This is a genomic window from Acinetobacter lwoffii (genome assembly GCF_029024105.1).
GTDB classification, from domain to species: Bacteria; Pseudomonadota; Gammaproteobacteria; order Pseudomonadales; family Moraxellaceae; genus Acinetobacter; species Acinetobacter lwoffii.
Genome location: NZ_CP118963.1, coordinates 2,236,549 through 2,255,122, shown reverse-complemented (window position 1 = coordinate 2,255,122; position 18,574 = coordinate 2,236,549). Strand labels below are relative to the sequence as shown.

Here is an 18,574-nt window from a genome sequence, read left to right as displayed (position 1 = left end):
CATGGGCGCTATAAACCCTAAAGAAGATTACACAAATATTCCACACGAAACTTTCGATGCTGTCATCGTTGGTGGTGGTGGTTCAGGTATGCGTGCGTCTTACCAACTTGCTCAAGCTGGTTTGAAAGTTGCGGTTCTGACTAAAGTATTCCCAACCCGTTCGCACACTGTTGCAGCGCAGGGTGGTATTGGTGCATCTCTTGGTAACATGCAAGAAGATAACTGGCACTACCATTTCTATGACACCGTTAAAGGTTCGGACTGGTTGGGTGACCAAGACGCGATCGAGTTCATGACTCGTGAAGCGCCTCAAGTGGTTTATGAGCTTGAACACCTAGGTATGCCATTCGACCGTAACGCTGATGGTACAATTTACCAGCGTCCATTCGGTGGTCACTCGGCAAACTACGGTGAGAAAGCTGTGCCACGTGCATGCGCTGCTGCCGATCGTACCGGTCACGCACTTCTTCACACGCTTTATCAAAGCAACGTGAAAATGGGCACTCAATTCTTCGTTGAATGGATTGCGCTTGACCTGATCCGTAACGAAAAAGGCGACGTTCTTGGTGTTACAGCAATTGATCAGGAAACTGGTAAAATTGCAGTATTCCAAGCAAAAGCGACTTTGTTCGCTACTGGTGGTGCTGGTCGTGTGTACCGTGCATCTACAAATGCTTATATCAACACTGGTGACGGTCTTGGTATGGCTGCTCGTGCAGGTATTCCATTACAAGATATGGAATTCTGGCAATTCCACCCAACGGGTGTTGCGGGCGCAGGCGTATTGTTGACTGAAGGTTGTCGTGGTGAAGGTGCAATCCTTCGTAACAAAGACGGCGAACCGTTCATGGAACGTTATGCACCAACTTTGAAAGACTTGGCGCCACGTGACTTCGTATCACGTTCTATGGACCAAGAGATCAAAGAAGGTCGTGGTTGTGGTCCTAAAGGCGATTACATCCTGCTTGATATGACGCACTTGGGTGCTGACACGATCATGAAACGTCTTCCATCTGTATTTGAGATTGGTAAGAAATTCGCGAACGTTGACATCACTAAAGAGCCAATTCCTGTAGTACCAACAATTCATTACCAAATGGGTGGTATTCCAACGAATATTCATGGTCAAGTGGTTGTTCCTGAGTCTCGTGAAACTGAAGCGCTTGTTGCTAACTACAATAAAGACACCGACGTTTACTCTACAAATGCCGAAGGTCGTGACTTTGCTAAGCCAGTAAAAGGCTTCTATGCAATCGGTGAGTGTTCATGTGTATCTGTACACGGTGCGAACCGTCTAGGTACGAACTCATTGCTTGACTTGGTTGTATTTGGTAAGGCTGCTGGTCAACATATCATTGAATATGTGACTAAACAGCACGATGGCGAATATGAGCCACTTCCAACAACTGTGCTTCAAGAAACTGTTGAACGTATTCGTAAACTTGACGAATCGACTACAGGTGAGAATGCTCAAGACGTTGCTGATGCAATCCGTGACATCGTTCAAGACCACGCTGGTGTATTCCGTACATCTGCGCTTCTAGACGAAGGTGTGAAGCAGATTCTTGCAATTGAACCGCGCGTACGCAATATTCACTTGAAAGACAAATCTAAAGTATTCAACACTGCACGTATTGAAGCACTTGAAGTTGAAAACTTGTATGAAGTTGCGAAAGCAACGCTTATTTCAGCTGCTGCTCGTAAAGAATGCCGTGGTGCACATACGGTTGTAGACTTTGAAGAGTCTCCAGACCATGCTGAATACCCATATGGTCGTCGTGATGATGAGTGGATGAAGCACACTTTATGGTTCTCTGCGGATAACCGTCTAGAGTACAAGCCAGTTCGTTACCGTCCATTGTCGGTTGACGCGATTCCACCTAAACCACGTACATTCTAATCAGGAGAATTCAGATGAGTAGAGGTACTCGTACATTTCATATCTACCGCTACGATCCTGACAAGGATAAAGCACCGTACATGCAAACTTTCAAACTTGAACTGACTGATAAGCACCGTATGTTGCTTGACGCACTTCTTGCATTGAAAGTACAGGACGAGACTTTAACGTTCCGTCGTTCATGTCGTGAAGGTATTTGTGGTTCTGATGGCGTGAACATCAATGGTAAAAACGGTTTGGCGTGTCTTTGGAACCTGAACGATTTACCAAATGAAATTACTGTTCGTCCATTGCCTGGTCTTCCTGTAGTGAAAGACTTGGTGGTTGACATGAACCAGTTCTATGATCAGTACAACAAGATCCATCCATTCTTGATCAACAACCAGCCTGCGCCTCCTAAGGAACGTTTACAGTCTCCTGAAGAGCGTGAGCATCTTGATGGTCTATATGAATGTATTCTATGTGCATGCTGTTCAACTTCATGCCCGTCATTCTGGTGGAACCCGGACAAGTTCTTGGGTCCTTCAGCATTGTTGAACGCTTACCGCTTCATTATTGACTCGCGTGATACGGGAACACAAGAGCGTTTGGCTCGTCTAGACGACCCGTTCTCATTGTTCCGTTGTAAAGGCATTATGAACTGTGTATCTGTATGTCCTAAAGGCTTGAACCCAACTAAAGCAATCGGTCACATCCGTAATATGCTTTTAGATATGGCAGGCTAATAGGCTGCTCTTCGCAGTTTAGAAAAAAGCACACCTTCAGGTGTGCTTTTTTTATGCAAACTATTGGAAAAATTAAAAAATCATAGGATAAAAATAAAGATACTATACTTAAAATGTATAAAGTTGAGTGAAACAGTCAGGAAAAGGGTAATGGCTTTGAGCGCCATATAAGAAGAACATGTGATTATTTTGGGTATTTATGATTTTTAGATGTAAAACTGACCTGAAAAATAGCAAGAACGATGTTATTATATAACGGAAATTTAAGGAGGGAGTGGATTGAAAGGTTTGCTCTCTTTTTATTTATCGGAAATGCTTAGGACTTAAGTCTACATTGAATCTATTTTTGAGATAAAGCACCATATATTAGAGTAAAATATCTGAACTGTATTTAGCCAATTTATGGAAGGTATGTGTCAAAAAAATCAATTGAAAAGTTGAGATTATGTTAGCATTTAGCTCATGACTATGTTTAAAAAATGCCACGCCAGGTACATTTTTTAAACACTGCATAATCAGGGACTGGTATATAAAGGTAGACCCGAGTCGCTTTAGAAAAAATCTTTGTTAATGCTTGCTTTTTTCTAAGTCGATTTGCAAAAAATTGCCCGGTTTCGATCGGGTATTCAATGAGTGATGATGCCGCTGAGGGGCGTTATTGTTCATTAAACATATCAAGATTTTCTTGGTGTGGTGATAACGCCTCATGGCTTATGCCTTATGGGGGACTAGTATCATATTACCAATTTGATGCTAATAATCCTGGGTTTTGCTTAAAAAGCATCCTGAAAATGTTTTTGCAATAGGAAATGGGTCCACAAATGCAAGAAGTTGCTGACGCTCTGCGTCTTGACACTGAACTTTCCGCTGATAGTGCAGCGTATATTGAAGAACTTTATGAGCAGTATCTGACTGCTCCAGACTCAGTGGGTGCTGACTGGAGAGCGTACTTCGATAAATTCCCAAAAGGTGATCAACCACACAGTAATGTACGTGAGCAATTCCTACTTTTAGGTCGCAATTCAAGCCGTATTCAGCCTATTGTTCAGTCGACAGTCAGCTCAGAGCATGAACGTCGTCAAATTGGCGTGCTACAGCTGATTGCTGCTTACCGTAACCGTGGCCACCAGAAAGCAAAACTGGATCCATTAGGTTTGGCGAAGCGTGAAGTTGTGCCTGATCTAGATCTTGCTGCGCATGGTTTGACTCAGTCTGACTTAGACACAGTATTCAATACTGGTAACCTGGCGATCGGTAAAGAAGAAGCGACTTTGGCTGAAATGGTTCAGTCAATGGAAGCCACTTACTGTGGTTCAATCGGTGCTGAATACATGCACATCGTGGACACCAAAGAAAAACGTTGGATTCAACAACGTCTAGAAAGTGCACGCGGTCAATATGGCTTCAATGCTGATCAAAAGAAACATGTCCTTGAGCGTTTAACTGCGGCTGAAGGCCTAGAAAAATATCTTGGTAATAAATTCGTTGGTGCCAAACGTTTCGGCGTTGAAGGTGGTGAAGCATTCATCCCGATGGTCAACGAAATTATTCAGCGTGCAGGTTCTGTAGGCTGTAAAGAAGTTGTGATCGGTATGCCTCACCGCGGCCGTTTAAACCTTCTTGTTAACATCATGGGTAAGAACCCGGCTGACCTGTTTGGTGAGTTCGAAGGTAAGTCTATTCACAAGAAAGGTTCTGGTGACGTTAAGTATCACCAAGGCTTCTCTTCAAACGTGATGACTCCAGGTGGCGAAGTTCACTTGGCATTGGCGTTTAACCCGTCACACCTTGAAATCGTTGGCCCTGTGGTTGAAGGTTCAGTACGTGCACGTCAAGTACGTCGTAAAGACATTGGCGGCGATGACGTATTGCCATTAATCGTACACGGTGATGCTGCATTTGCAGGTCAGGGCGTTAACCAGGAAACTTTCCAGATGTCACAAACTCGCGGTTATACCGTGGGTGGTACAGTGCACATTGTAATTAACAACCAGGTTGGTTTCACGACGTCTGATCCACGTGACGCACGTTCTACAGAATACTGTACTGACATCGCAAAAATGATTCAGGCACCGATCTTCCATGTGAATGGTGATGATCCTGAAGCTGTGGTGTTCATTTCACAATTGGCACATGACTTCCGTCATACCTTCCGTAAAGACGTTGTGATTGACATGTTCTGCTACCGTCGTCGTGGTCATAACGAAGCGGATGAGCCAGCTGCAACTCAACCAATGATGTATCAAGTGATTAACAAGAAAGCGACTACGCGTACGCTTTATGCGGATCAATTGGTACAACAGGGTGTTCTTGATCGCGCAAGTGCAGATCAAATGGTTGAAAACTACCGTGCAGACCTGGAAGCGGGTAATCACGTTGCCAATGCACTGGTACTTGAACCAAACAAAAAAATGTTTGTGGATTGGACTCCTTACTTAGGTCATGAGTACACAGACGAGTGGGATACAACTTTCCCAATCGAACGTCTAAAAGAGCTTGGCAAGAAAATGCGTGAGCTTCCTGAAGGCTTCGTGATGCAGCGTCAAGTTGCAAAAGTAATTGATGACCGTCTGAAAATGCAAACGGGTGAAATGCCTCTGAACTGGGGTGCTGCTGAAACTCTGGCGTATGCAACTGTACTAGATGATGGTTACTTGCTTCGTTTAACGGGTGAAGACGTAGGTCGTGGTACTTTCTCACACCGTCATGCAAAACTGCATAATCAGGTAGATGGTTCAACTTATCTTCCACTGTGTAACCTGAAAGAAAACCAGCCGCGTACTGCAATCTATGACTCTTTGTTGTCAGAAATGGCTGTATTGGCATTTGAATATGGTTATGCGACGACTCTTCCTAAGAGTTTGATCATCTGGGAAGCACAATTCGGTGACTTCGCAAACTGTGCACAGGTTGTCATTGACCAGTTCATCTCATCTGGTGAAACCAAATGGGAGCGTGTATGTGGCTTAACTATGCTTCTTCCACACGGTTTTGAAGGTCAAGGTCCAGAACATTCATCTGCACGTTTGGAACGTTTCTTGCAGCTATGTGCTGAAGACAACATGCAAGTCATCACACCGACTACGCCTGCGCAGATTTTCCACGCATTACGTCGTCAAGCGATTCGTCCAATCCGTAAGCCATTGATTGTTACTTCGCCGAAATCTTTACTTCGTCACAAGCTTGCTGTATCTAGCCTTGAAGAGCTTGCAAACGGTACATTCCAAACCGTGATTGATGAAGTAGACAACATCAACAAGTCAGATGTAACCCGTCTGGTTCTGTGTGGTGGTAAGGTGTATTACGACCTAGTTGAAAAACGTCGTGAAAAAGAATTGAACAACACTGCAATTGTACGTATTGAACAATTATATCCATACCCAGAAAAACGCCTGGCAGAAGTGCTTGCGCAATATCCAAACGTTAAAGAACTTGTTTGGGCGCAAGAAGAACCGAAGAACCAAGGCGCTTGGTTGTTCATCGCACCGCGTCTATATGACGACGTGATGAAAGCGGGTAAACAAGTACGTATTAGCTATGCAGGCCGTGAAGCTTCTGCTGCACCGGCATGTGGTTCACCATATTTGCATGCAAAACAACAAGCTCAGCTCATCAACGACGCGCTTGCGATCGACGCTGAATAATCCAGGAGATTCTAAGTAATGGCAACCGAAATTAAAGCACCGGTATTCCCAGAGTCAGTTGCGGACGGTACGATCGCAACTTGGCACAAACAACCAGGTGAAGCAGTGTCACGTGATGAAGTGATCTGCGATATTGAGACTGATAAAGTTGTTTTAGAAGTTGTTGCTCCTGCAGACGGTACACTTGCATCTATTATTAAAGGTGAAGGCGATACTGTTCTTTCAGCTGAAGTCATTGCACAGTTTGAAGAAGGTGCTGTTTCTGGCGCTACGCAAACTCAAGCAGTTCAGTCTGAAGAGAAAGTTGAACAAGCTGCTGCGCAAACTGAAGCGGGTAATGCACCGATCGTTGAACGTCAACAAGTACAGGATCAGGCTCCAGCAGTGCGTAAAGCATTGACTGAATCTGGTGTTGCAGCTGCTGACGTTGCAGGTACAGGCCGTGGCGGTCGCATCACGAAAGAAGATGTGGCAAATCATCAGGCGAAACCGGCAGCACCTGCAGCGCAACCATTAAGCGTTGCAGTGGGCGAGCGTATCGAAAAACGTGTTCCTATGACTCGCCTTCGTAAGCGTGTTGCTGAACGTTTACTTGCAGCGACTCAAGAAACTGCAATGTTGACCACGTTCAACGAAGTGAACATGAAACCAATCATGGAAATGCGTGCTCAATACAAAGATGCATTTGAGAAGCGTCATGGTGCGCGTCTTGGCTTCATGTCATTTTTCGTTAAAGCAGCAACTGAAGCACTTAAACGCTATCCAGCGGTAAATGCTTCAATTGATGGCGATGATATCGTGTATCACGGTTATTACGACATCGGTGTTGCGGTTTCATCTGAGCGTGGTCTAGTGGTTCCTGTACTTCGTGATACAGACCGCATGAACTATGCTGAAGTTGAAAATGGCATCCGTGCATATGCTGGCAAGGCACGTGACGGTAAACTGGGTATCGAAGATATGACTGGCGGTACATTCACCATTACTAATGGTGGTACTTTCGGTTCATTGCTTTCTACACCAATTCTAAATACGCCACAAACTGCGATTCTGGGTATGCACAAAATCCAGGAACGTCCGATGGCGGTGAATGGTCAAGTAGAAATCTTGCCAATGATGTACCTTGCACTGTCTTATGACCACCGTTTAATCGATGGTAAAGAAGCAGTCGGTTTCCTTGTAACAATCAAAGAATTGTTAGAAGAGCCAGCGCGTCTGATCCTTGATCTGTAATTTATTCATTAAAAATCTCCCCTAACCCCCTCTTTAAAAAGAGGGGAAGATCCCCCTTTGGAAAAGGGGGATTAATAAGGGGGATTAGTTGGAGATAAACATGTCTCAATTCGATTTAGTCGTAATTGGTGGTGGCCCGGGCGGCTACGAAGCAGCAATTCGTGCAGCTCAACTTGGTTTTAAAGTTGCGTGTATCGAAAAACGTATTCATAAAGGTAAACCATCTTTAGGTGGTACTTGCTTAAACGTCGGTTGTATCCCGTCTAAAGCTTTACTTGATTCTTCACATCGTTATGAAGATACAGTTCAACATCTAGATGACCATGGTATTACGACTGGTGAAGTTAAATTCGATCTTTCTAAAATGCTGGCTCGTAAAGACAAAGTTGTAGATCAATTGACTGGCGGTATCGATCAGTTACTTAAAGGTAATGGCATCGAGTGGTTAAAAGGTACGGGTAAACTGCTTGCAGGTAAAAAAGTAGAATTTGTTTCTCACGAAGGTGAAACTCAAGTTTTAGAGCCTAAATATGTGATTCTTGCGACGGGTTCTGTACCAGTAAATATTCCAGTGGCTCCTGTAGATCAAGACTTAATTGTTGATTCTACTGGCGCGCTTGAATTCCCAGAAGTACCTAAGCGTTTAGGTGTAATTGGTGCGGGCGTGATCGGTCTTGAGCTTGGTTCTGTATGGCGTCGTCTTGGTGCTGAAGTTGTTGTATTTGAAGCAATGGATGCATTCTTACCAATGGCTGATAAAGCATTGGCAAAAGACTTCCAAAAACTGTTGACTAAGCAAGGTATGGATATCCGTATCGGTGCAAAAGTTGCAGGTACTGAAATCAATGGTCGTGAAGTAACGGTTAAATATAACCAAGCTGGTGAAGACAAAACTGAAACTTTCGATAAATTGATCGTTTGTGTCGGTCGTCGCGCATATGCTGAAGGTTTATTGGCTGATGATTCAGGCATTAAATTGACTGAACGCGGTTTGGTTGAAGTCAACGATTGGTGTGCAACTTCAGTTGAAGGCGTATACGCAATTGGTGACTTGGTACGTGGTCCAATGCTTGCGCATAAAGCAATGGAAGAAGGCGTAATGGCGGTTGAGCGTATTCACGGCCATGCTGCACAAGTGAACTATGACACCATTATTTCTGTAATTTACACACATCCGGAAGCGGCGTGGGTAGGTTTAACAGAACAGCAAGCGACTGAAAAAGGTCACGAAGTTAAAACGGGTCAATTCGGTTTTGCTGTGAACGGTCGTGCTTTAGCTGCGGGTGAAGGTGCCGGTTTCGTGAAGTTTGTTGCTGATGCAAAAACGGATCGTTTACTCGGTATGCACGTGATTGGACCTGCTGCGTCTGATATCGTTCACCAAGGTATGATCGCGCTTGAGTTTGTATCTTCAGTTGAAGATCTTCAGTTGATGACTTTCGGTCACCCGACATTCTCTGAAGTGGTACATGAAGCTGCACTTGCAGTTGATGGGCGTGCGATTCACGCGATCCAACGTAAGCGTAAGTAATTCGAAAAAAGAGCGACTTAGGTCGCTCTTTTTACATTTCATGGTTGTTTTTATTGGAACAATCATCTAAAAATAAAGATAACGATTTTAAGAAATGCTGGTGCTGCTTTGACGGACGTCTGGGTGCTAGTGGGTTATAACAAGGCAAAGAAGTAATAAAAGGTTATTCAATGAATTTACATGAGTATCAAGCAAAAGCGCTATTAAAAAAATATGGTATGCCTGTGCAGGAAGGGATACTTGCCACCAATGCCGATGAAACGGTGCATGCTTTCGAGCAGCTGGGTGGAAAGTTCGCAGTATTGAAAGCACAGGTGCATGCGGGTGGCCGGGGTAAGGCTGGTGGGGTAAAAGTGGTGAAATCGGCTGCCGAGGCTGCTGAATATGCCAACCAGATTATTGGTTCACGCTTGGTGACTTATCAAACGGATGCCAATGGTCAGCCAGTCAATAGCATTTTAGTTTCGGAAGATGTTTATCCGGTTGAGCGCGAGCTGTACTTGGGCGCTGTTGTAGATCGCTCGACTCGCCGCATCACTTTTATGGCATCGACTGAAGGCGGTGTTGAAATTGAGAAAGTGGCCGAAGAAACCCCTGAAAAAATTATTAAAGTTGAAGTTAATCCTTTAGTTGGTCTAATGCCATTTCAGGCGCGTGAAGTTGCTTTTGCACTTAAACTCAAAGATGGACAAATTAATCAGTTTGTTAAAGTCATGACGGCTGCTTATCAGGCATTTATAGAGAATGATTTTGCACTTTTCGAAATCAATCCGCTGTCTGTGCGTGAAAACGGCGACATTCTGTGTGTCGATGCCAAAATCGGAATTGATTCAAATGCGCTGTACCGTTTGCCTGAAGTGGCTGCTTTGCGTGATAAGTCTCAAGAAAATGAACGTGAGTTAAAAGCCTCTGAGTTTGATCTGAACTATGTGGCTTTAGAGGGTAACATTGGTTGTATGGTCAATGGTGCCGGTCTTGCCATGGCAACCATGGATATTATTAAGCTGTATGGCGGTCAACCAGCCAACTTCCTGGATGTTGGTGGTGGTGCAACCAAAGAGCGCGTGATTGAAGCCTTTAAAATTATCCTTGCAGATAGCTCTGTACAGGGCGTATTAATCAATATTTTTGGTGGAATTGTACGTTGTGACATGATTGCTGAAGCAATTATTGCAGCGGTTCAGGAAGTAAATGTGACTGTTCCAGTGGTTGTTCGCCTTGAAGGCAACAATGCGGAACTGGGCGCGAAATTACTGGATGAATCAGGTTTGAAATTGATTTCTGCAGACGGTCTTGCTGACGCTGCAGAAAAAATCGTTGCTGCTGTAAAAGCTTAAGGAGTATCTAACATGAGCGTATTAGTTAATAAAGACACTAAAGTATTGGTACAGGGCTTTACAGGTAAAAACGGTACATTCCATTCTGAACAGGCTTTGGCCTATGGTACCAAAGTTGTGGGTGGTGTAACCCCAGGTAAAGGTGGTCAAACCCATCTAGAATTGCCTGTATTTAATACCATGCGTGAAGCGGTGAAAGAAACAGGTGCAGATGCTTCGGTGATTTATGTTCCGGCCCCCTTTGTACTGGATTCTATTGTTGAAGCGGTTGATTCTGGCATTGAGTTAATTGTGGTGATCACTGAAGGTGTACCGACCATCGACATGCTTAAAGCCAAGCGTTATCTGGAAACCAATGGTAATGGCACACGTCTCATCGGACCAAACTGTCCGGGTATTATTACGCCAGGTGAATGTAAGATCGGGATCATGCCGGGACATATTCATCAGCCGGGTAAAATCGGGATTATCTCGCGTTCAGGCACATTGACTTATGAGGCTGTGGCGCAAACTACAAAACTCGGTTTAGGTCAGTCGACCTGTATCGGGATTGGTGGTGACCCGATTCCGGGCATGAACCAGATTGACTGCTTGAAACTGTTCCAGGAAGATCCACAAACTGAAGCTATCATTATGATTGGTGAGATTGGCGGTACTGCGGAAGAAGAAGCTGCGGAATATATTCAATCGAATGTGACCAAGCCAGTTGTTGGTTATATTGCGGGTGTGACTGCACCTAAGGGCAAGCGTATGGGTCACGCAGGTGCGATTATTTCAGGTGGTAAGGGCACAGCAGAAGAAAAGTTTGCTGCCTTTGAGCGTGCGGGTATGGCGTATACACGTAGTCCTGCCGAACTCGGTTCAACCATGCTACAAGTGTTAAAAGATAAAGGTTTAGTATAATTGTAAATTTAAAGTTAATAAAATGCCCTCAATATTGTGGGCATTTTATTTTTAAAGTAGCTTAAAAATAAAATAGAAATAAACCATTCTTGATGATCCTATTTAAAAAATTAAAAAGATTTTTGTAATAGATATTGTGAATTAAATCACATTTATCTTATTATAGGGTTAATAATTATACTAATTTGAGAAAAATAACATGATCAATAGAACAATGATCATTCCTCTAAGTTGTTTTACGATTCTTATTTCACAACCGTTTAATACTCTCTTGGCCCAAGATATAAGTCATAAACGTGAGCAAGCTACTAGTCTAATTTATCAGGGGAAAATAGAAGATGGTTTAGAAAAACTAAAAAATATGCTTAAGGAAAATCCATCCGACCAGAAACTTTTGGCTGACTATATTGTATTGAGTTATAACAATGCACGTTTTAGCAAAACAGATCTAAAATATCTGCAACAGATTAAACCGGCAGAATTTCCTGAATATGCCCAGATTAATTTGATTAAGGCTTTGCGAGACCAAAAAGAATTTGGGTTGGCTCAGTCTTATATTCAGCAGTTTGCCAAACAAAGACCGGCATCCTATTGGAATGTCTGGTCAGGGGTAATTTATGCAGAGTCTCAACAAAAGGATCGTGCCAAACATGCACTTTCTCTAGTCTCTATTGATGGACTTTCGGCAGATTATTTGAGTCTCACGGCATATGCTTACCGATTACTGGAGATGCCGGTTGAATCTTTAGCAATTGCAAAGCGTGCTGTTCAGGCCAATGCTAATAACGAATCACACTCACAATATGTATTGGCTCTGCTAGCCAATAGTGATTATTTTACTGCTGATCAATATATTAAAAATCAACGGTTAGATATTAATCAGCCTCAATTAAAGCATGTCCTTAAGCTGAATGAGTTTTCTCAATATACGCAACAAGCAATTCAGTATTATCAGGTGGCTCATCAGCAGGATCGAGGATATCAGGCCAATCTGAAACTGGACGAAATCTTGCAGGAGATGAGAGCTTATGAAACTCAACTGCCGGATGATATCGATATTCGACGCCGATTTTACTATAACTATATTTATGCATTAAGTTTCAGAAATTTATCTTCAGAAGCACTTCTACAAATTCCTAAAGCTGAGCAGCCTGTAAAGGCGATGCCACCTTATGTGCGTCAGGCATTGGCTGCTGCTTATTTAAGAGAGCGTCAACCTAAGCAGGCAGAATCACTTTATACATCCTTATTGTCTGAAAAAAATTATGCCGATTATGAGGTTTATGAAGGTTTGTATTACAGCTTGATCGAACAGGAGAAATTTCGTGAAGCAAATGACATTATTAACTTGATGGATCAGGTTTTGCCCACCTATCAATATAGTAATGCCAAAGGTGTAGACCGTACGACCCATAGTAACCGCTATGAATTTTATAATCTGAAAGGTCTAAATTATGCTTATCGCAATGAGTTAGATAAAGCAGAACACTATTTTGAAAATTTAGTCGATCATGCACCGAATCATGCGGTTTATTATAATAATCTTGCACAAGTACAACGTTGGCGTGAAAAACCTCAGCAGTCTGAACACACGCTTACACAGTGGAATGGCGTCGAGCCGGTTACTCAGTTTACCCGTATTAATCATATGCAAAATGCCCAAGCCTTATCCGATATTCAGGAATGGCGTAAAACATATACTTTTCTGGCAGAGCATGAGCCAGATGATACTGGGGTAATTGAAAGTTCAAAATTTTTAGGAGACCGTGATCGGGCTACTATTCAGCACTCTAGCAGCTTTTCAAAGAGTGAAGCAGATAATCCTGATATCTTGGGGCGCTTACAAGGGTCACGTGAAGTAGAAAGCTGGACCCGACTGAACAGTCCCTGGTTTGCTGATAATTTCCGTGGTTTCGTTGATCACCGTTACCGTTGGGCTAAATATGATTTTGGTAAGTTGGATGATCAGCGTATAGGCGTAGGAGCGGAATGGCTATCCAGACGTAAACATGCCACGCTTTTAGTTTCACAAACAACGGATGGTGATCGTCTTGGTGCACAATTGGGTTGGTCGCATTGGTTGAATGATCATTGGAACTATATGCTGGATTATAACAGTCAGGCAGCGATTCCTTTGCAGGCTCAAGATGAGTTTGACGGAAAATCTTATTTAGTAAATTTGAATTGGCAAGCACACGAATCGCGAAAGGCGGGACTCAGTTATGTCTATACCGATATCAATGATGGTAATTTACGTCAGGAATTAAGTGCATATTTTAAACAGCAGATTTTTCAAGGACCGAAGCATCAGACGGTAGCGACTCTAAGTGGCTATTATGGAAAAAATGATGTGCTGGATGTGTCCTATTTTAATCCTGAACATAGCAACAGTTTTGAGTTAAATATTGAGCATAACTGGCTGACCTGGCGTCATTATGAGCGTAATTTTAATCAAAAGTTGAGTGCTACGATTGGGGCATATAATCAGAAAAACTATTCAACTGAGCCGATTTATAACTTGAGCTATCAGCATGAGTGGCAGTTATCAAGGACTTGGAAAATGGATTATGGAATTGGCTACAGTGTACATCCATATGACGGAAATGATGAAGAAAAACTATATGCCGTCTTTGGTTTTGAGGGGCGATTCTAATGAAAATATTAATCAAAACCTTAGTTGCAGTATGTCTTAATACGATGATGTACTTGCCAATTTGCACTCATGCAGAAGGTACTGCAATTGAATTAAAAGAAAATCAATTTGTTACTTTAACTTTTCATGATGTGCGTGATGATATTGCCAAAAGCGGTGACCGCGATGTATATGCCATCAGTACTAAAAATTTAGGGCAATATTTAGCTTGGATGAAAAAGGAAGGTTGGACAGCAATCCGGCTAGAGGATGTGTGGCAAGCTCGTCAGAAACAGTACTCTCTACCTGAAAAAGCTGTTTTATTGAGCTTTGATGACGGTGCATTAAGTAGTTATAGTCGAGTATTTCCGTTATTAAAGCAATTTAATGTGCCTGCCGTATTTGCTATTCCAACCAGTTGGATTAATGGAAACACCAAAGATGCGTATGAGGCTTATGGAGCTGGTAACCTAATGAATTGGAACCAGATGCGGGAAATGCAAGCGAGTGGCTTGGTCGAGTTTGTTTCCCATTCAGATAATATGCATCACGGTGTTTTGGCAAATCCACAAATGAATATGCAGCCAGCGGCAATTACTCGTATATATAGCCCTGCCACCAGAAATTATGAGTCGGATAAGGCTTATGCTGCACGCGTCATTGCTGATTTAAAAAAATCAAAACAGATTCTGGATCAGGAATTGAACATTAATACTCGGGCAATTTTCTGGCCTTATGGGGCAGTTACTCCAGAAGCGGAGGCTTTGGCGAGAACAGCCGGTTTACCTATGTCTTTCAGTTTGGGATCAATTTCTTCATTGGCTGATTCTGTAAAGACTTATCAACGTGCCTTGGTGATGCTGAATCCAACCCCTGAAATTTTGCGTGAAGAGAAAATTGATTTCTTAACCTACGCACGATCACCTAACAGAATGAAAAAAACCTTTTTACGATTGGACTTAAATGAGCTTGTGACACCAAGCTATAGCGAATCAGATCAAAAATTGGGACAGCTCCTTGATCAAATCAACGCCTTTAAAAGTAATGTATTGGTACTACGTACTGTCGCTGATTTAGATGGCGATGGTAAGATTGATGTCAGCTATTTTCCAAATCGTCAGTTAAAAATGCAGCAGGATTTGCTAAATCGTACAGTCTGGCAGGCACGTACCCGTAGTGCACATAAAGTCTATGCAGAATTACCTTTGACTCTGGAAACTGAACAAAAATATGATTTGGCCGAGCTGACTGGGGATTTGGTCAAGAATAACAGTTCAATCGAAGGCCTTATGATTGAAACTGGGCAAACACTGCGCTGTGCAATTGATCAGGCGATCTGGAGTGAAATATGTAAGACTAATCTACAGACTATTCTTAATATCAAAAACCGTACCAAGAATAAAGCCAGTTATTATGCCAATATCAGTCATAACTATCAGACCGCGTTAAAAATTAATGTGGGCGACAGCAAGTTACTCGGATTAAAATCATTAATTGGCAGGATTCCAGACCATGCGGATTTTCTTTATTTAACAGTTGATCCTGTAAAGGATCCACATAGCTTCAAAGCACTGTTGACTGCAATTCAGAGCTTATCTGTCGAGGAGCGGGAACACTTGATTGTAAGCCTGCCAGTGGATACTTCAATAAAATCCTGGAATATTTATCAACAAGCGTATGCTCAGCTTAAAGCGCATTCTATCCAAAAACTTGCAATAAATAATTATCAATTTAGTAATGCAAAAGCGGTACATCAACAACTCTATAAAACACTGAGTCTGAATGATAGTCCATTGACTTACCGTGACCCGTTTGTGCAAATCACACAGGAGAAAAGGTAATGGAATGGATTAATCAATTACAGCTGAGTGACCTTTACTTTGGCTTTGCTTTTTTCTATCCACTCTTTATGGCATGGTTATGGATTGCAGGTGGAATCTGGTTTTATCTGAAACATGAGATCAAACAACCCATTATTCCTGAACCTTCAAAACAGGGCTGTAGCATTATTATTCCTTGTTTTAATGAAGCAGAGCAGGTGCGAGATACCATTCGCTTTGCCATGCAAAGCCAATATCCAAATTTTGAGGTAATTGCAGTCAATGATGGCAGTACGGATGGTACAGGTAACATTCTGGATGAACTCGAAACCCAATATCCTCAGCTGAGAGTAGTACATCTGGCAGAAAACCAAGGCAAGGCCTATGCATTAAGATCAGGTACGATGGTTAGTCAGTTTGAATATCTGATTTGTATTGATGGAGATGCTTTGTTGCATCCTCATTCGGTATTATGGATGATGCATCATCTGATCAAGTTTCCACGTGTTGGTGCAGTGACTGGTAATCCCCGAATCATTAACCGTTCCAGTATACTGGGTAAAATTCAGGTTGGAGAGTTTTCTTCAATTATTGGTTTGATCAAGCGGGCACAACGAACCTACGGACGTATTTTTACGGTTTCCGGTGCGATTGTCGGCTTTCGTAAGACTGCGTTGAACCGGATCGGTTACTGGCGTGATGATATGATCACTGAAGATATTGACGTGTCTTGGCGGCTGCAGTTCGATCATTGGGACTTGCAATATGTACCCAAAGCTTTGTGCTATATATATATGCCTGAAACTTTTAAAGGGCTCTGGAAGCAGCGTTTACGTTGGGCACAAGGTGGAATTGAAGTGTTATTTGCCTATATTCCTAAAATATTTAAATGGCGCTTACGTCGAATGTGGCCGATTGCTATTGAATCAATTATTAGCGTGATATGGGCTTATTTCATGTTTGGGATCATTGTATTGTATGTGTATGGAGTGTTTATGCCGCTTCCCGGGGAGTGGGCGATTCAGACTTTATTGCCGCAATGGTATGGTGTGGTTTTAGGTATCACTTGTCTAATCCAGTTTTTTGTGAGCCTTTATATTGATAGGTACTATGACAAAGACCGTATGCTAAGAAATTACTTCTGGGTGATCTGGTATCCCTTATTCTTTTGGATGATTACCATGTTGACCACAGTAGTTGCACTTCCTAAAACTATATTTAAAAAACAACAACGTGCACGATGGGTAAGTCCTGACCGTGGATTTCGACCTGAGGAAGAAGACTATGAACAACGTTAAAAATGAAAGAATAATAACAGATCTATCTCAACTGGAATTGCCGGAATATATTGATAAACCAGAATATGTTCGCCATAAAACAGTGGGCTATAGTTTAATAGGTTTAGGGTGGATATGCTGGATGTGGCTATTTATGCCACTCCTTACCCTAGGTCTATGGTGGTTTGAAGGTAGGACAGCAATCCATCAATTAGCAGTTGATCCGGTTACTCATGGCAATACGACCCTAGGAGATATTGCTATTCTAGTGGCTTGCTTTATTGTCAGTTTGTTTATCTGGGCAAGTTATAACTGGATCCGTTTCAAGGGGAACGAACGCCGTACTGCGCCTAAAGAAGTTAAATTTGATGAATTAGCCGCTTCTTTTGAAATTAGCCCAGTTGCTATTCATACCTTAAGTTCTGCCAAAAATATTACTCTATATTATTCTATACAGGGGAAACTGGTGGAATTTAGCGTGAATGATCCACTTGAAATACCGACTTTATCTCCACTGCCGCAGGATGTGCTTGCGCAAAGTCATCGGGATAATACCCGATATGCTTAACCCCGTGTTGTTGCAAAAAGTGGATGGTTTGTACTAGTTCTGAGGTAGCGATCTTCTGATTGCTACGCCAGTCTGTGGCCTGTAATTCAAAAATGGTACGATCCAAATCTGGATCGTACTTTTTGGATTGCTGAATTAAGTCTAAATAAAATTGGTGATGGTCGCCTGCCTGTTCCATATAAGGCATGGCCATAATGGCATTGTAATTATAATATCTTAAAGTGCTGCTCACGGACTGGCTAAACCATTTTTCACTTTCTGGCTGTAAGACGATAGGCGCGTAAGTATTTCGTGCTGTTAGTAATTGAGGACGATAATGTTGTAACAGACGAGTGATTCCTGCAGCCAATTGATCAAGATAAGCTGTTTTGGCTGCTGCAAAAGCAGATTGCTGTGGATGCTGTGGCTCTTCCAGTAACTTCAAGTCATATCCCCATTGTTGATAGACTTGCCGTGCTACTACTGAAGCATCTTCAAAATCATTTAAGGTAATATCGTCGTGATATAGTACACCGTCTACAGCATTCTTCTGAATAAAGTCCTGAAAAATTTCTGCAATATATTTTAAATTCGTCGGGTCAAAGGGGGATAGCCGGATATAACCATGTGTTTTGTCCTGACTATGTTTAACATATTGTAGCTGATAGGATTTTGGTAGCTCCCAAGCTATTAAAGGCAGCCACGCATAGATCTGTTTGACCTGTGTATGTTGCCGGATCTGTTTTAGTAGTTCAGGAAATAAATTGGCCCGCATTGGAATATGCCGATTTTCAAAATAAACCAGATTAGCAGAACCATTGGCATCCGGATCAGCAAAAGCCTGTAAAAAAATAGTATTGGGCTGAATTTGTTGAATACGCTGGATCAAGGCTTGGATATTGGATTGTTGCTGTTGTTGGTCTGAATCAAAAATATAATCTAGGTCAATATGCATAATCCGCATCTGTTTAAGCTGCTTAGCGTTTTTAGTCTTAAACAATTTTTTTATATTTGTGGGTTGATTC

Annotated in this window: 12 protein-coding genes; 11 read left to right on the top strand and 1 reads right to left on the bottom strand. The window is 42.4% G+C overall.

Translation table 11 applies throughout. The features are described 5' to 3' along the window. Window position 1 precedes the first annotated feature (1 nt). From PYW33_RS11040 to pgaD, 11 genes are all read left to right on the top strand, one after another. Window positions 2–1,900, top strand: a complete 1,899-nt coding sequence (locus PYW33_RS11040; RefSeq protein ID WP_004646289.1) for an FAD-binding protein — start codon at window positions 2–4, stop codon at window positions 1,898–1,900. A 14-nt stretch (window positions 1,901–1,914) separates the two neighbouring features. Continuing rightward, window positions 1,915–2,625, top strand: a complete 711-nt coding sequence (locus PYW33_RS11035; RefSeq protein WP_004279433.1) for a succinate dehydrogenase iron-sulfur subunit — start codon at window positions 1,915–1,917, stop codon at window positions 2,623–2,625. An 821-nt stretch (window positions 2,626–3,446) separates the two neighbouring features. Next, a complete protein-coding gene (locus tag PYW33_RS11030; RefSeq protein WP_004279434.1) occupies window positions 3,447–6,269 on the top strand; it encodes a 2-oxoglutarate dehydrogenase E1 component in 2,823 nt (940 codons plus the stop codon). Window positions 6,270–6,287: 18 nt separating this feature from the next. Next, on the top strand, window positions 6,288–7,502 hold the full coding sequence (odhB, locus tag PYW33_RS11025) for a 2-oxoglutarate dehydrogenase complex dihydrolipoyllysine-residue succinyltransferase (RefSeq protein ID WP_004279435.1): 1,215 nt from the start codon (window positions 6,288–6,290) through the stop codon (window positions 7,500–7,502). 100 nt (window positions 7,503–7,602) lie between these two features. Continuing rightward, complete coding sequence (gene lpdA, locus PYW33_RS11020) at window positions 7,603–9,033, top strand: dihydrolipoyl dehydrogenase (protein ID WP_004279436.1); 1,431 nt, start codon at window positions 7,603–7,605, stop codon at window positions 9,031–9,033. 170 nt (window positions 9,034–9,203) lie between these two features. Beyond that, a complete protein-coding gene (gene sucC, locus PYW33_RS11015; protein WP_004646290.1) occupies window positions 9,204–10,370 on the top strand; it encodes an ADP-forming succinate--CoA ligase subunit beta in 1,167 nt (388 codons plus the stop codon). 12 nt (window positions 10,371–10,382) lie between these two features. Beyond that, window positions 10,383–11,273, top strand: coding sequence for a succinate--CoA ligase subunit alpha (gene sucD / locus PYW33_RS11010; RefSeq protein ID WP_004646291.1), 891 nt, complete (start codon window positions 10,383–10,385; stop codon window positions 11,271–11,273). 199 nt (window positions 11,274–11,472) lie between these two features. Then, window positions 11,473–13,926 (top strand): poly-beta-1,6 N-acetyl-D-glucosamine export porin PgaA, encoded by a 2,454-nt coding sequence (pgaA, locus tag PYW33_RS11005; protein ID WP_004646292.1) that lies wholly within the window; start codon window positions 11,473–11,475, stop codon window positions 13,924–13,926. Then, a complete protein-coding gene (gene pgaB, locus PYW33_RS11000) occupies window positions 13,926–15,746 on the top strand; it encodes a poly-beta-1,6-N-acetyl-D-glucosamine N-deacetylase PgaB (protein ID WP_004646293.1) in 1,821 nt (606 codons plus the stop codon). Before pgaA ends, pgaB (PYW33_RS11000) begins: the two co-directional genes overlap by 1 nt. Beyond that, the gene (gene pgaC / locus PYW33_RS10995) at window positions 15,746–17,023 is read left to right on the top strand and encodes a poly-beta-1,6-N-acetyl-D-glucosamine synthase (protein WP_004646295.1); all 1,278 of its coding nucleotides are present in this window, start codon (window positions 15,746–15,748) and stop codon (window positions 17,021–17,023) included. Before pgaB (PYW33_RS11000) ends, pgaC begins: the two co-directional genes overlap by 1 nt. After that, window positions 17,010–17,570: a poly-beta-1,6-N-acetyl-D-glucosamine biosynthesis protein PgaD gene (gene pgaD / locus PYW33_RS10990; protein ID WP_004646296.1), complete on the top strand. Its 561-nt coding sequence runs from the start codon at window positions 17,010–17,012 to the stop codon at window positions 17,568–17,570. The genes pgaC and pgaD overlap by 14 nt, the downstream gene beginning before the upstream one ends. Here the strand turns inward: pgaD and pgaB (PYW33_RS10985) are convergent. Next, window positions 17,476–18,504 carry a poly-beta-1,6-N-acetyl-D-glucosamine N-deacetylase PgaB gene (pgaB, locus tag PYW33_RS10985; protein ID WP_252509240.1) on the bottom strand — a complete coding sequence of 343 codons (1,029 nt, stop codon included), beginning with the start codon at window positions 18,502–18,504 and terminating at the stop codon, window positions 17,476–17,478. The genes pgaD and pgaB (PYW33_RS10985) overlap by 95 nt on opposite strands. Window positions 18,505–18,574: the final 70 nt, after the last annotated feature.

Bases quoted from the DNA above. Each gene is read 5' to 3' on its own strand.
- PYW33_RS11035 (WP_004279433.1), top strand. From the start codon at position 1,915: ATGAGTAGAGGTACTCGTACATTTCATATCTACCGCTACGATCCTGAC.
- pgaA (WP_004646292.1), top strand. From the start codon at position 11,473: ATGATCAATAGAACAATGATCATTCCTCTAAGTTGTTTTACGATTCTT.
- pgaC (WP_004646295.1), top strand. From the start codon at position 15,746: ATGGAATGGATTAATCAATTACAGCTGAGTGACCTTTACTTTGGCTTT.
- sucC (WP_004646290.1), top strand. From the start codon at position 9,204: ATGAATTTACATGAGTATCAAGCAAAAGCGCTATTAAAAAAATATGGT.
- pgaB (WP_252509240.1), bottom strand. From the start codon at position 18,504: ATGCATATTGACCTAGATTATATTTTTGATTCAGACCAACAACAGCAA.
- sucD (WP_004646291.1), top strand. From the start codon at position 10,383: ATGAGCGTATTAGTTAATAAAGACACTAAAGTATTGGTACAGGGCTTT.
- lpdA (WP_004279436.1), top strand. From the start codon at position 7,603: ATGTCTCAATTCGATTTAGTCGTAATTGGTGGTGGCCCGGGCGGCTAC.
- pgaD (WP_004646296.1), top strand. From the start codon at position 17,010: ATGAACAACGTTAAAAATGAAAGAATAATAACAGATCTATCTCAACTG.
- PYW33_RS11040 (WP_004646289.1), top strand. From the start codon at position 2: ATGGGCGCTATAAACCCTAAAGAAGATTACACAAATATTCCACACGAA.
- odhB (WP_004279435.1), top strand. From the start codon at position 6,288: ATGGCAACCGAAATTAAAGCACCGGTATTCCCAGAGTCAGTTGCGGAC.
- PYW33_RS11030 (WP_004279434.1), top strand. From the start codon at position 3,447: ATGCAAGAAGTTGCTGACGCTCTGCGTCTTGACACTGAACTTTCCGCT.
- pgaB (WP_004646293.1), top strand. From the start codon at position 13,926: ATGAAAATATTAATCAAAACCTTAGTTGCAGTATGTCTTAATACGATG.